At 37.8% G+C, this 13,212-nt stretch carries 13 protein-coding genes; 2 read left to right on the forward strand and 11 right to left on the reverse strand.

The genetic code is table 11. From position 1 onward, the window contains the following. Positions 1 to 5: 5 nt before the first annotated feature. The 5 genes from BAU28_RS05765 to BAU28_RS05785 form a co-directional block, all read right to left on the reverse strand. The gene (locus BAU28_RS05765; RefSeq protein WP_071717992.1) at positions 6 to 1,466 is read right to left on the reverse strand and encodes a CoA-acylating methylmalonate-semialdehyde dehydrogenase; all 1,461 of its coding nucleotides are present in this window, start codon (positions 1,464 to 1,466) and stop codon (positions 6 to 8) included. Positions 1,467 to 1,621: 155 nt separating this feature from the next. Then, on the reverse strand, positions 1,622 to 1,921 hold the full coding sequence (locus BAU28_RS05770) for a cupin domain-containing protein (RefSeq protein WP_071717993.1): 300 nt from the start codon (positions 1,919 to 1,921) through the stop codon (positions 1,622 to 1,624). Positions 1,922 to 1,966: 45 nt separating this feature from the next. Further along, positions 1,967 to 3,385: an MATE family efflux transporter gene (locus BAU28_RS05775; RefSeq protein ID WP_071717994.1), complete on the reverse strand. Its 1,419-nt coding sequence runs from the start codon at positions 3,383 to 3,385 to the stop codon at positions 1,967 to 1,969. A gap of 45 nt (positions 3,386 to 3,430) precedes the next feature. Then, positions 3,431 to 4,903 carry an aldehyde dehydrogenase family protein gene (locus BAU28_RS05780; RefSeq protein ID WP_071717995.1) on the reverse strand — a complete coding sequence of 491 codons (1,473 nt, stop codon included), beginning with the start codon at positions 4,901 to 4,903 and terminating at the stop codon, positions 3,431 to 3,433. Positions 4,904 to 4,916: 13 nt separating this feature from the next. Then, entirely contained in the window at positions 4,917 to 6,203 is a 1,287-nt protein-coding gene (locus BAU28_RS05785; protein WP_025150467.1) for an NAD(P)/FAD-dependent oxidoreductase, read from the reverse strand. A gap of 187 nt (positions 6,204 to 6,390) precedes the next feature. Here BAU28_RS05785 and BAU28_RS05790 point away from each other — a divergent pair, with 187 nt between their 5' ends. Beyond that, positions 6,391 to 7,623: a MerR family transcriptional regulator gene (locus tag BAU28_RS05790; protein ID WP_071717996.1), complete on the forward strand. Its 1,233-nt coding sequence runs from the start codon at positions 6,391 to 6,393 to the stop codon at positions 7,621 to 7,623. Between the two features lie 291 nt (positions 7,624 to 7,914). On the opposite strand, the gene bshB2 is transcribed toward BAU28_RS05790, so the two are convergent. Both bshB2 and BAU28_RS05800 read right to left on the reverse strand, forming a co-directional pair. Further along, positions 7,915 to 8,577: a bacillithiol biosynthesis deacetylase BshB2 gene (gene bshB2 / locus BAU28_RS05795; protein WP_025150465.1), complete on the reverse strand. Its 663-nt coding sequence runs from the start codon at positions 8,575 to 8,577 to the stop codon at positions 7,915 to 7,917. A gap of 15 nt (positions 8,578 to 8,592) precedes the next feature. After that, complete coding sequence (locus BAU28_RS05800; RefSeq protein WP_000407045.1) at positions 8,593 to 8,943, reverse strand: YojF family protein; 351 nt, start codon at positions 8,941 to 8,943, stop codon at positions 8,593 to 8,595. Between the two features lie 251 nt (positions 8,944 to 9,194). On the opposite strand from BAU28_RS05800, the gene BAU28_RS05805 reads away from it, so the two are divergent. Continuing rightward, positions 9,195 to 10,520, forward strand: coding sequence for an ArsB/NhaD family transporter (locus BAU28_RS05805; RefSeq protein ID WP_071717997.1), 1,326 nt, complete (start codon positions 9,195 to 9,197; stop codon positions 10,518 to 10,520). Positions 10,521 to 10,608: 88 nt separating this feature from the next. On the opposite strand, the gene BAU28_RS05810 is transcribed toward BAU28_RS05805, so the two are convergent. From BAU28_RS05810 to BAU28_RS05825, 4 genes are all read right to left on the reverse strand, one after another. After that, entirely contained in the window at positions 10,609 to 10,836 is a 228-nt protein-coding gene (locus BAU28_RS05810; protein WP_002172778.1) for a hypothetical protein, read from the reverse strand. Positions 10,837 to 11,075: 239 nt separating this feature from the next. Next, entirely contained in the window at positions 11,076 to 11,435 is a 360-nt protein-coding gene (locus tag BAU28_RS05815; protein WP_071717998.1) for a nuclear transport factor 2 family protein, read from the reverse strand. Between the two features lie 59 nt (positions 11,436 to 11,494). Continuing rightward, on the reverse strand, positions 11,495 to 12,064 hold the full coding sequence (locus BAU28_RS05820) for a GNAT family N-acetyltransferase (RefSeq protein ID WP_071717999.1): 570 nt from the start codon (positions 12,062 to 12,064) through the stop codon (positions 11,495 to 11,497). 224 nt (positions 12,065 to 12,288) lie between these two features. Continuing rightward, positions 12,289 to 13,197 (reverse strand): iron-hydroxamate ABC transporter substrate-binding protein, encoded by a 909-nt coding sequence (locus BAU28_RS05825; protein ID WP_071718000.1) that lies wholly within the window; start codon positions 13,195 to 13,197, stop codon positions 12,289 to 12,291. Positions 13,198 to 13,212 lie beyond the last annotated feature (15 nt).

The following is a 13,212-nucleotide window of genomic DNA, read 5'->3' on the forward strand; positions in this document are numbered from 1 at the left end:
CTCTTTCAATAACGAGCCGTAAGCATTTTCTTACGAGTATAGAATTCTACGCCATCTTTTCCATTTGCATGGAGATCACCATAGAATGATTTCTTATAACCTGAGAATGGGAAGAATGCCATTGGAGCGGGAACACCAAGATTGATTCCTAGCATACCTGCATCAATTTCTTCACGGAATTCACGAATAGCTTTAGCGCTATCGGTGTACAAGCATGCACCATTTGCGAATGACGATGCATTAGCAACATGAATTGCTTCCATCAAGTCTTTTACGCGTACAATAGAAAGAACCGGTGCGAAGATTTCATCCTGCCAGATTTTCATTTCTTGTGTCACATTGTCAAAAATCGTTGGGCCAACAAAATAACCTTGTCCGTCCGCTGCATCGTCTTCACGTCCGTCACGAATAAGTGTCGCCCCCTGCTCTACACCAGATTGAATGTATCCGAGTGTTCGCTCTTTATGTCCTTCACGAATAACGGGACCAAGGAAAACATCTTCTTCCAACCCATTACCAATCGTAATAGCATTAGCCTCTTGAAGCAGTCTATTAACGAGCTCATCTGCAACATCTTCTTCCACTACAACAACGGCCGCCGCCATGCATCGCTCACCGGCTGAGCCGAAAGCAGCATTTGTAATTTCTTTCGCTGCAGAACTAAGGTCCGCATCTTTTAATACGATTGAATGATTTTTTGCCCCTGCAAGAGCTTGTACACGTTTGCCATTAGCTGCTGCTGTTTTATAAATATACTCAGCGACAGGTTGAGAACCAACGAAAGATACAGCCTTCACATCCTCATTGTCAAGAATGCCATTAACGACGTCATGTGCACCATGCACAATATTTAGTACTCCATCTGGAAGACCTGATTCTTTAAACAGTTCAGCTATGCGATTAGCCAGTAATGGTGTTCTTTCAGAAGGTTTTAATACAAACGTATTTCCGCATGCAATCGCGAGTGGAAACATCCAGCATGGAACCATCATCGGAAAGTTAAATGGCGTTATCCCTGCGATTACTCCGATCGGGTAACGATACATCCCTGATTCAACACCAGTAGCAATATCGGGAAGTTGCTCTCCCATCATTAAAGTCGGTGCACCTGCGGCAAATTCAACACATTCAATCCCACGCTGTACTTCACCGTATGCTTCTTTATAACTTTTTCCGTTTTCCAAGGTAACGAGTTTAGCTAACTCTTCCCAGTTTTCAATCAATAGCTGTTGATAGCGAAATAGAATTCGAGAGCGCCTAGGAACAGCGACCTTACTCCATGTTCGGAATGCTTCTTTCGCAGTTGCTACAGCTCTATTTAAATCTTCTTTAGTCGACAGCGGCACACGAGCAATGACTTCTCCTGTTGCTGGATTTGGTACATCTTCAACCTGTTTACTTGTAGATTCTATCCATTGTCCTCCAATATAATTTTTCAACGTTTGTACATTTTTCGTTACTACCATGGTGAAACCTCCTATTTTAAGATAACCGCCCTACGTATAAAGAAAGCGCATTCATAAGGCGGTATGTAAACTTATCTTCATAAATCCCACTACATTTCTTCAACATCTCTATTCTGAATTTTCAATCTTTTTAACGCGCAGGAGTAGTTATCTACTTAGCATTTGCCCACTTCCCATTTCACATTGATCTCATGGTTCACTTTATAATTCTTTTTCAAAAATACTGGGCAATCCCATTCACAAACAAGGTCCTTAGCCAAGGAAACGACCCAGTCCTTTGTAACATGATACTTTTTCCCATCAACAGTAATAAATACTTCACCGTCTGTCACATAGAAAACCTCCTGTTCTTCTACATGCCACGTTCCTTTATTCGGTTCGCCTACCCATGGTTCCCATGTGTCAACACCTAGTTGCCCAGCTTCTTCTGCCGTAAGTTTTTTCGCAAAAAACATGATGATCATCTCTCTTTCTTATTGGTAATTTTGAAGAAATTAATTCTATAAATCTACCGTCTTAACATTTGTATCTTTTAAACGTTTGAACTCTTTTCTCATAAAGTATATGGCAATGAGAACGCCTGGAATTTCTGCAGCAGGAGCAGCGTACCATACACCTTCTACACCCCAGTATTTCGGGAAAATAAATAGAAATGGTAACATGAACAACAATATTTTGCTTACACTAATAAACGTTGCCGACCAGTTTCTCTCTTGTGATTCGAAATAACCAGAGATAAGTAAGCTGACTGCACTAAGTGTAAACAGACAATTAAATACAACTGTCGTCCAAATACCCAGTTTCTGCAATTCAGCATTACCACCAGAAAAAAATGACACAATTGGATCTGCAAAAATGATTAGTATAGCTGTCACAACTACAAAGAAGGAAACTGTAAAAATGAGTCCCATCTTAATTGCTTGTTTCACACGATCAAGGTTTCCTGCACCGTAATTATAACTAATAATCGGTTGGAGTCCTGTCATCCCGCCGAGCGCTGCTAAGGCAAGTAGATTGGTAATGTAACCGTTTTGAATCGTGAAAGCTGCAACATGTAGACCACCACCGTAACTTTGCAGTAAGTTGTTGGTGAAAATAATTGCAATAAACATCATGAACTGACTCGAAAAAGATGCAAATCCAGTCCAAACTACTTCACCAATCTTTTTGAGATTAATCATCATATCTTTCATTTTTGGCTTAAGTTTTGTTTTACCAAACCAGAAATAAAAGATTAAGAGAACAGGAATTGATTGCGAAATCGTATTAGCCCATGAAGAACCCATCATCCCCATGTCATACTTCGTTACCATAATCCATTCTGCAATCCCAGCAACAACTGCTGCGACTAACCAACTGTTCATTGATAATATAGGTTTTTCATCGATATTAGTTAAAATACTTAATACAACAGCTAATATCGTTAATGGCAACGAAATCCATAGCAGTCGGCTATATTGCACCGCATACGGAAGCGCTTCATCACTTGCTCCGAATAAAATCATAATATCCTTTTCAAAGACCAACCCAAGTATAGCTAACAAAGAAGAAAGGAAAAGAGTAAACCATAAAGTTTGCCCCATAATACCTCTAGCTTCTTCTATCTTCCCTTTCCCCAGTCGAAGTGAAATGACCGCTCCGGCTCCTACCCCCAAAAGAACACCAATCATACGGGTAATAACCATGACCGTAAATCCAATTCCGATCCCTTCGATTTCTAGCTCCTGAAAGCCACTGACGAAAAAGCCATCGATAACCGATACAACTCCTAGAATTACGTTAGCCATAATCCCTGCCAATGCAAACCGTAAATATAGTAACGGAATACTTTTGGTTCCAAGCACTGAATCATCCACCGGTTTATTCTTTACTTCTCGTTTCTCTATTTTCGATGACGGACGGTTGTCCACTATTTTCATGAGCATATCCCCTTACAAATAATTTATATAGCAAGTTAAGCTCAATTAATTTGCATACCAACCTACAGGCTTAGCATGCTGGTGGATATTGATTTGCTTCGTTTCCATAAAATGCTCCAGCCCAACAGTACCTAACGCCCTGCCGATTCCACTTTGCTTATACCCGCCCCAAGGACCTTCCACATAAGCAAGATGATAACTATTAATCCAAGTAATTCCCGCACGCAATTTACTAATAACACGTTTCGCTCGGTCCATATCTTCCGTAAATACAGCACCAGCTAATCCATAAATGGAATCATTCGCTTTTTGGATAGCATCTTCCTCATCTTTAAATTTCTGTACAACAAGGACTGGACCAAAAATCTCTTCCTTAACAATACACATATTCTCATTTACATCAGCAAATATTGTTGGTGCGATGAAAAATCCTCGATCAAGCCCATTTTCTGTTAAGCGCTGACCACCGCAAACTAATTTTGCACCTTCTTCGATTCCTCTCTGGATATAATGTAACACTTCATTCATATGAGATTCGTTTGTGAGAGCTCCCATTTCAATGTTCTCATTTTCTCCGTTGCCAACTACAATTTTGTTCGCACGCTCGGCCAATCTTTCAACAAACTTATCGTAAATGGTCTCTTGCACAAGCAAACGAGATGCCGCTGAACAAACTTGCCCAGCATTGTGGAAAATACCAAACATCGCATTATCAACTGCGGTTTCAAAATCCACATCGTCGAACACAATAAGTGGAGATTTACCACCTAGTTCAAGTGTGATTTTTTTCATATTGCCAGCAGCTGCGCGCATAATACTTTGGCCTGTTGTTGTTCCACCGGTAAAGGCAACTTTATCAACATCATGGCTCTCTGCAAGCTCATTCCCAACTTTTGAGCCAGGTCCCAATACTAAGTTTGCCACTCCGTCAGGAAGCCCAACTTCTTCGATAATTTCAAACAATTTGTATACGCTTACAGGAGTGACATCAGCAGGTTTAATTACAATTGTATTCCCTGCGGCAAGTGCTGGAGCAATTTGCCAAACAGCTAACATAAGCGGGAAATTCCAAGGTACAATAAGTCCGCAAACACCAATCGGTTCATGAATAATAATCGTTTCCGAAGCATCCTCGCGAGTGTAAGATTCTTTTTTCATGCCTTTAATTAAGTCAGCATAATAGCGGAAGCATTGAATTGATACAGGAATATCCACATAGGTTGTGGCACGAATAACCTTACCATTATTTGCCGTTTCCAAACGGGCAATTTCAACTGTCTTCTCTTCAAGACGGTCTGCAATTTTATATAAATAGTCAGCTCTTTCATCCGCCGATAAACCCGACCATATTCCGCTGTCAAATGCTTTACGAGCTGCCTTAATTGCTATCTTCGCATCATCCGCTGATCCATGGGCAGACGTTGCAATAACCTCTCCGGTTGCAGGGTTAATAATGTTTCGTCTATCACCGGATAACGCTTCTACCCATTTCCCGTCAATGAACATGTTAATTTCCATAAACACCTCTCCTTTATGCAATAATATCTACTAGTTTGAAACCAATATGTGCTATATTGACCAGCATCGTTTTCTGATTATAGAACGGGAATGATTTGAGGCGTTCCTTTTCAAATCGATATCCACCTGCACTCCCCGTTGTGATCCATTGTGCCAATAACTTACCAAACAATGTTGAGAGAGACGCACCATGGCCCGTATAACCCGTTGCGAAATATGCGCCTTCTTTAGATCTGCCAATAACCGGGAACGTATCAATTGTCACGCCGATAAATCCACCCCACCTGTAATCAATCTTGCTTCCTTCTAGTTTTGGCATTATTTTAACCATGGCATCGTAAACACTTTGATAAACAGCATCACCTAAGTTTGGACGAATGTCACCACCGCCAAATACGATCCGATTATCTGGTGTACGTCTGAAATAGTAAAGGAAACTGCTTGTATCAAAAACCATGCGATCTTTAGGAATGACGCTATTCACCAATGATTCTGGAAGCTGTTCAGTAGCAATAATACGTGCCGAAATTGGCAGTACGCCTTTATTCAATTCAGTCATGATTTTTCCGGAGTAACCATCTGTAGCAACAATAATGTCTTTCGCTGTAACAGCACCTTTTTCTGTAACAACTTTCACACTATTTCGGCCGTACTCAATAGATAGTGCTTTCGAATGCTCAAAGATTTTTGCACCGATCGATTTAGCTGCTTCTCCCAAACCAATTGCATAATTCAGTGGTTGGAACGAGTAACTCGAGTCGTCGACTAGGCAACCATAATATTGCGGGGAATCGATTTCTTGATGCAACTGACTTCGATTAAGCACGCTACATTCATATCCAAAATTTTTGTTTAAATATTCGCTTTCAAGTTTCAATCCTTCAAAATGCTTAGCTTTGTAAGCCGCCACAATGTGGCCTGTCTTTCGAAAGTTACAATTGATTTGATGCTCATCGATGATGTTTTTAACTAGTTCAACACTAAGCAGCGAAAGATCGTTAAGTTGTCTCGCCTCTTCGGCACCATACTTCTTGGCAAGCTCCTGCATCGTCGGCTTATAGCCTGGCAATACCATCCCGCCGTTGCGACCGCTTGCGCCATATCCGATTGTTTCTTGCTCAAGGACAATGACACTCTTCCCTAATTTTTGCAAATGATATGCAGAAGAAAGACCTGTGAAACCTGCACCAATAATGACAACATCCGCCTCTTCATTTCCTTCAAGAAGTTTTCCTTTGTCATAGCTGTTTGCAGTCGCCGTCCACAATGAGAGAGTATCCATTCGATCCATCTTATCCATAGCTAATCCTTCTCCTTTCGTGACATGTATGTTACAATACACTCAAAAATATTCGAAATATTCACACTTATCGAATTAATAATATGACTTGGAGCTTCCTCCAAGTCAATAGCCATTTTAGAGTTTTTTGAATTCATTTTGCGAAAAAAATGGAGTAACTCCACTTTTTTTCATCGGGGGGACATCTATGAAGATTGGTACATTTGCAAAGCTTTTTCATGTTACGACTGATACCGTTCGTTATTACATTGAACTTGGATTATTAATACCAGACAAAAAAAACACTCAGTATCAAATGAACCAATTGTGCTCCGACGACATGACTTTTATTACTGAGCTAAAAAAATTTCATTTTTCATTGCTAGAAATCCAACGAATTTTATCGTATCGGCGTGTCACAAACTTCTCGGATCATGAGGATATCGACTACTACAACAACTTGCTCATTGATAAAAAGAACGAGCTGGCCAAGAAAAAAGAAGACATATCAAAAGCCATCCAATTAATTGAAAAAGCGGTTCAAACTAGCTCGCCTTCATCTGAAGAAGAGAATCTTACAGGGATCCCACTTTCCTTTGTAGATCTGCTCTATTGTCCGAAGTGCCACATTCCACTTGAAATGAAAGATGTAACGATTAAAAAAGTTTACATTCACACGGGGAGTTTAACTTGTTCCTGTGGATATGAGGCAGCTATCGAGGATGGTATTATCATTACCGCGAACTTGTACGAAACGTCCCCTTATCCATCTTATTTTTACGATAAAGAAACAATTAAAGAGATCAATCCCAAAATGATTAACTTATTTGAAAAAATTAATTTTCAGTTTCAAAAAATTCTACAAAATATAGATTTGAAAAACAAATTAATCGTGGAAACAAACGTTGATGCTTTTGTGTCACTACCCAAATATATCGATGTTCTTGAAACGAGCGCGTCCTATGTATTCAGTGGCTATTCTCTTGCGATGCTCAAGAAGGTTAGAAACAGAATTGAGCGTATGGATCCGAAACCACGTGTCCTTTATATTTTGAATTCTGATTTAAATCTGCCATTAAAACCGCTTAGCATCGATGTTTTTGTGGATAGTTTTTCAGTAACTGATTTTTCACTGCTCAATCCGAAGTTCCCAATTCACGTTCTAAAAAACTATTTACATAGCAGTTCAACAATTGTCGGCGGATACTCGTATTATGATAGCTCGGCCAAATCCTTGAAAAATATTTCAGCCTTATATCCAAATTCCCACGAGCATATTTTATATCCAAAATACTTAGAAGAAAATTTATCAGGCCACGAATTCCAAATCATGCAAAGTGAAAATATCGGTTACTGTACAGATCCAGGACCTTATTTTGATTATCATGTAATAGACGAAAAATTCCACATGCTAATGTATTTGGCTAGTACGAAAAAATAGCACACAAAAAGAGGTTGTCCGGAAAGTAGGCTAGTTCACGGATGAGACAGCACCCTTGTAGCTAAAATCATGGTTAATCTGAAAAATGATAGCACAGGCATAAGCAGCTTTGAACTTCTTGAGCCAATCATGATAATTCACCAGATACAGGGATATACATACATTCGTACCTTAAAGATTATGGATTGACTAATCAACAAACATAACACACCACACTTCAACAAGAAAAAGCGCCATCACAAGTGACGGCGCTTTTTCTATGTAAGAGCTACTAAAAGGTATCCTTCTAGCCTACTCCCATTTATAAGTCCAAAATTGTTCAAGTTGCAGCCATTTTAATGTTGCTGCATCTTTATTTTTTATTTTTGCATGCGTGTCTTCAAGCATTGCTTCTGTTTGTGAACGGTGCGCGCCTAGTGCAGCTAACTTATGTTCAAATACTTCACTAATATTATTTACAACATCCGGTTCACCTAGTACAGCTTCACGATTTTTTGTAATTGCAACTGCATGAATGACTGGACGCTCTTCTTTTGGCATACGTGATACAGCGCGAACTACAGCACGGCCAAATGCATCATGATCTGGGTGTACGCCATGCTCAGGATAAAATGTAATAATTCGAGATGGATTTACTTCTTGAATGATTGCTTCAATTTTGTCTGCAACGAAATCAACATCTTCAAACTCTAACGTTTTATCATGGAAACCGAGCATTCTTAAATCTTGAATCCCCATCGCTTCACATGCATCTTTTAATTCTTTTTCACGGATATTTGGAATCGTTTCACGGTTAGCGAATACATTCTTACCCATGTTACGTCCCATTTGTCCAAGAGTACCACATGCATACGTTACAGGTACTCCTTGATCTGTTAATAAGCGAATTGTTCCTCCCGCAGCAAATGCTTCATCATCTGGATGCGGAAATACAACAAGTACATGTCTCTCCATAAGTTTCCCTCCTTCTTACTTAAATGGTGTTAAGCTTAATTCAAGCGCAACTGCTAGGCGACCTAAATTATCATGTCCAGCTAGTAATAAACGCTCTTGGTCATCTACTTCCCAATGCGTAATACCTTCAGCATATACCCATCCGTGATCCATTTTCAGACCAACTCGGTATGGGTTTGTTCCAGTTATCTTCCCGCGTTCAAAGCGGATAATTGCATTTCGAATGAAAGCACCAACTGTCATCATCTTTTCATTTATGTGTGATGCATACGCTCCGTTCGTCGTTTCTAAATGAATATATACATCTTTATTTACAAAACGTTCAATTTCATTTTGAATAAGAGAACTATCTTTTACTATTTCCATCGGAATTCACCTCTTTAAACCATTTTACGCAAAAATAATGTAAATTGCTATCTCTATATTAGAGGACAACGCTCACTTTTCCTAATAATTTGCACTGTGTTTTTTTTATTTTTTATATGATATGTAAAATCATCATTTTTTCTTTCACTTTGTTAAACAGTTTTCTTTCTTTTTTGAATTTGCTACAATATATTTTATGTAGAGGGATACATTTCGACAATTGAATACATAATTTAAAGAAGGTGACATGCTTGGAACATTCAGTACATGAAGTAGCAAATTGGCAATATTATTTTGCAATTGCCGTATTTTTAGTCACATACGGTTTTATTATTTCTGAGAAATTGAATCGTGCTGTAATCGCACTATTCGGTGCTGCTATTATGATTATTTTTGGAATCGTAGATTTACATACTGCTTTCACATCACATATTCAATGGGAAACAATCACTCTTTTAATCGGGATGATGATTCTCGTACATATTACGAGTCAATCAGGCGTATTTGAATTTGTAGCCATTAAAGCAGCAAAAGCAGCTGGCGGAAAACCGATCCGCATTTTATTATTACTATCCCTATTAACCGCAGTCGGTTCTGCATTTTTGGACAACGTAACGACCGTATTATTAATCGTGCCTGTTACACTATCCATTACACGTATTTTAAAAGTAAATCCTGTGCCTTATTTGATTTCAGAAGTACTATTTTCAAATATAGGCGGCACAGCAACACTAATCGGTGATCCACCGAACATTATGATTGGATCGGCTAATAAGCATTTAGACTTTAATGCCTTTTTATTAAACTTAGCTCCAATCGTACTTATTATTTCTATCGTTACATTAGGAATTATTTACTTCATGTATCGTAACAAACTAAAAACGACATCTGAGCAAATCGAAAAACTAATGGCATTAAATGAAAAGGATTACATTAAGGATCAAAGCCTCCTTTTAAAATCCATTACGATTTTAGGACTAACCATTTTAGGCTTCGTACTTCATTCTATTATTCATGTAGACGCTGCAGTTATTGCGATGACAGGTGCTACACTTCTTATGTTAATCGGCGCGAAAGAACATGAAATAGAAGATATATTTGCTCACGTTGAATGGGTGACAATTTTCTTCTTCGCTGGACTATTCGTTCTCGTTGGCGGGTTAATTGATATCGGACTTATTTCTTCACTTGCAAAAGAAGTACTTAACGTAACAAATGGTGATATCGGTTTCGCTGCTATACTTATCTTATGGGTATCTGGCATCGCATCCGCGACAATTGACAATATCCCATTTGTCGCAACGATGATCCCTCTTATTCAAGATTTAGCTACAGGACTCGGACTATCTGTCGATTCTCCGCAAATCGAAGTACTATGGTGGGCGTTATCTCTTGGAGCTTGCTTAGGAGGAAACGGAACGTTAATTGGAGCATCAGCAAACGTAGTCGTTGCTGGTATTGCAAAACGTGAAGGACATGGATTTTCTTATATGGACTTCTTAAAAATCGGCTTCCCATTAACGATCATTGCATTATTATTATCACACGCTTACATATATTTACGTTACTTAATGTAAAGAAAATACTATTTACTTACCAACAAATGACGAAAACTTTCAAACAATGAAAAAAGGTATGCAGCACTACGCCGCATACCTTTTTCCATCACCAAAATATACCTATAATTGCTAATCCACCTAAAATAATCCCACCAATTTGTCCGATAATTGCTGGCGATAATTGAACACCTTTTCTCACTTCAACAACTGGTCTTTCGTGCCTTAGTTGCTGCACTTCACTTTGAAGTTGGTGTACACTTCCGTGCAATTCTTTAATTAGTTCTTTTAATTCAGCGACCTCTTCATTTACTGGTTTTGCTTTTTCTAAGTTCATTTTGCATAACTCCTTATAAGTTCAATCAGTACACTGTAAAAATTCGCCAATTATTGTTATATCTCCTGCATATCATATATAATATTGAATACATCTCAATTAACAAGGCTCTATTAAAAATAAATTTAGCTATTTCAGAAAGACAACTATCATCTGTCCTTTTTAGTGTATATTGGACTAGTATATTTAACAATTCTATTTTTTATAGTTTCTTCTCATGCCTAAAAAACATAGCGCCATTAAAATTTAGCAGGTGTACCTTGATGAAAATACATTTGCCATCTTCCTTCTCTAAATTTCCATATTGAACTACGTAACGAGTGTTGATTATTTATTTCATTGAATATTCGATAAGTAGTTAATGCAACATCTTTGGATAATGGATGTACTTCAAAATCACTCAAAGTCATTTTCACCACACCAATTCCATTTTTATCGATATCCTCATTTTTATATAAAACTTTACCAGAACTTCCAAACTCAAAAAAATCAGCGGCAAGTATCTTTTTAAGCTCTTTTTGAGATTTGCGAACCTCTGGTTTAAGTAATCGTTCCTCTAGTTGATATAAGCACTCTCTTAATGAAGATAAACCTTCCATTAGTACACTCCTTCCCTATAATTATCTGAATATTATTCCCTTTCCGCTACACTATACACTTATTCTGTATGTTCTTGCTTGTTCTGCAGCTCTATCCATTCATCCCGCAATATCCCCATAATTATACGATCAAAAAACTTTCCATCTCGCTGAACTGCTTCTCTCATACACCCTTCCATCTGAAAACCCATCTGTTTATAAAGTGCAATGGCTGCTTTATTATAAGAAATAACGTCGAGGCCGATCCGGTGTAAATTCATTTCATAGAAAGCATACCTTAAAATAAGATGTATTGCTTCTCTTCCATATCCTTTTCCCCTATCATTTGCATCTCCTATTCCAATTGCTAATAAACCTGTTCTGTTATTCCACTCTATACCATGAATTGCAACAAAACCAATTAGACGATCATCTTGAACCGTTCTTAACATGAAAGAAATACTATTCGATCTCCGCCCCTTTAATAGCTCATCATTTGATATTTCATGTAAAGATTGCGGGAACGCTAAGTCTGTATCTACATTTCTTAAATACTCACTATCCTCTTGCCACACAGCCATTACTTCAGCATCAGTTGCTCTAATAGCTGATAATTTAATTGTTTTATCTTGAAAAAGATTAATTGTCATTTGAAACTCCCCTTTTTTTAAATAGCGGGGATAATTATTCTAGCCTATTTATCCCCTTGTCCTTTGAACTGTTGTATGAACAGGATACTTACAATAAGCGCTGACATTGGCACATCTCCTCTACATTGAATTAACTTTATTGTATAGTTTTTTATTTATTCTAACAATAATAACAATAAAAAGACCCTCAAATTTAGAGGGCCTTTCCTAGCAACGAAACGATATTATTTTGTAAACATTTTCTCTGCTTCATCCATTGCCATTTTGTTACCTAAAGCAGAATAGTCAAGCCATGGTTGGTCATTAATAATGTATACGTGCTTACCTTTAACAGCTTTTAAATCTTTCCAAATTGGTGTTTCTTGTAGTTGTTTAAATGCTGCTTTTGCTTTATCGTCTCTATTTACGACAACGAAAATCGCATCTGCGTCAAAGTCAGCTAATACTTCTTGTGAAATGACTTCGAAAGGACGGTTTCCATCAATTTTCTCTACACCATTTGCGGGTTGTAATCCTAAGTCTTGGAATAAAATTGGTCCCATCGGTCTTTTCGTACTAAATACACGCAATTCTTTTGCAGTAACGCGAATTGCCATTACTTTTTCGTTATTACCTAACTCTTTATCTATTAAACTTTTTACTCGTTTTGATTGCTCTTCATAGTCTTGAATATATTTATCTGCTTCTTTCTCACGGTTTACAAGCTTACCAACTTCTTTTAAATGATCTCTCCACGTACCTTCATCTAAATTGAAAGCATGTGTTTTTGCAATCTTTTCGTATTTTGCTAAATCTTTGCCAGCATATTTTTCATCAACATAAATTTCAGATGGCTTTAATTGAAGCAATGCTTCCATATTTGGATCTGTTACAACACCGAGTTTCTTCGTATCTTTCAACTGCTCTTTTGCGTGTGGTAAGAAATCTTTTAAATCTCCACCAATAACAGAACCTACTGGTGTAATTCCTAATGCAAGTAAATCATTCGTTAAATGAATAGACATAGAAGCAATTTTTGGATCATTACTTTTTTCAGTTTTTTTAGTTGCCTCTTCACTAGATTTCGTTTGACCACATGCTGATAATACTACAATACACATAATGCTAAATAAAATAGTAAGTTTCTTTTTCATATGTTCTCCTCTTTG

The organism is Bacillus paramycoides, from assembly GCF_001884235.1.
Classification (GTDB): domain Bacteria; phylum Bacillota; class Bacilli; order Bacillales; family Bacillaceae_G; genus Bacillus_A; species Bacillus_A paramycoides.

What these genes read in the sequence shown, in the direction of transcription:
- BAU28_RS05815 (WP_071717998.1), bottom strand. Translation starts at nt 11,435, where the DNA reads ATGGAAGGTTTATCTTCATTAAGAGAGTGCTTATATCAACTAGAGGAA.
- BAU28_RS05820 (WP_071717999.1), bottom strand. Translation starts at nt 12,064, where the DNA reads ATGACAATTAATCTTTTTCAAGATAAAACAATTAAATTATCAGCTATT.
- BAU28_RS05765 (WP_071717992.1), bottom strand. Translation starts at nt 1,466, where the DNA reads ATGGTAGTAACGAAAAATGTACAAACGTTGAAAAATTATATTGGAGGA.
- BAU28_RS05785 (WP_025150467.1), bottom strand. Translation starts at nt 6,203, where the DNA reads ATGGATAAGATGGATCGAATGGATACTCTCTCATTGTGGACGGCGACT.
- BAU28_RS05825 (WP_071718000.1), bottom strand. Translation starts at nt 13,197, where the DNA reads ATGAAAAAGAAACTTACTATTTTATTTAGCATTATGTGTATTGTAGTA.
- bshB2 (WP_025150465.1), bottom strand. Translation starts at nt 8,577, where the DNA reads ATGGAGAGACATGTACTTGTTGTATTTCCGCATCCAGATGATGAAGCA.
- BAU28_RS05770 (WP_071717993.1), bottom strand. Translation starts at nt 1,921, where the DNA reads ATGTTTTTTGCGAAAAAACTTACGGCAGAAGAAGCTGGGCAACTAGGT.
- BAU28_RS05800 (WP_000407045.1), bottom strand. Translation starts at nt 8,943, where the DNA reads ATGGAAATAGTAAAAGATAGTTCTCTTATTCAAAATGAAATTGAACGT.
- BAU28_RS05775 (WP_071717994.1), bottom strand. Translation starts at nt 3,385, where the DNA reads ATGAAAATAGTGGACAACCGTCCGTCATCGAAAATAGAGAAACGAGAA.
- BAU28_RS05810 (WP_002172778.1), bottom strand. Translation starts at nt 10,836, where the DNA reads ATGAACTTAGAAAAAGCAAAACCAGTAAATGAAGAGGTCGCTGAATTA.
- BAU28_RS05780 (WP_071717995.1), bottom strand. Translation starts at nt 4,903, where the DNA reads ATGGAAATTAACATGTTCATTGACGGGAAATGGGTAGAAGCGTTATCC.
- BAU28_RS05790 (WP_071717996.1), top strand. Translation starts at nt 6,391, where the DNA reads ATGAAGATTGGTACATTTGCAAAGCTTTTTCATGTTACGACTGATACC.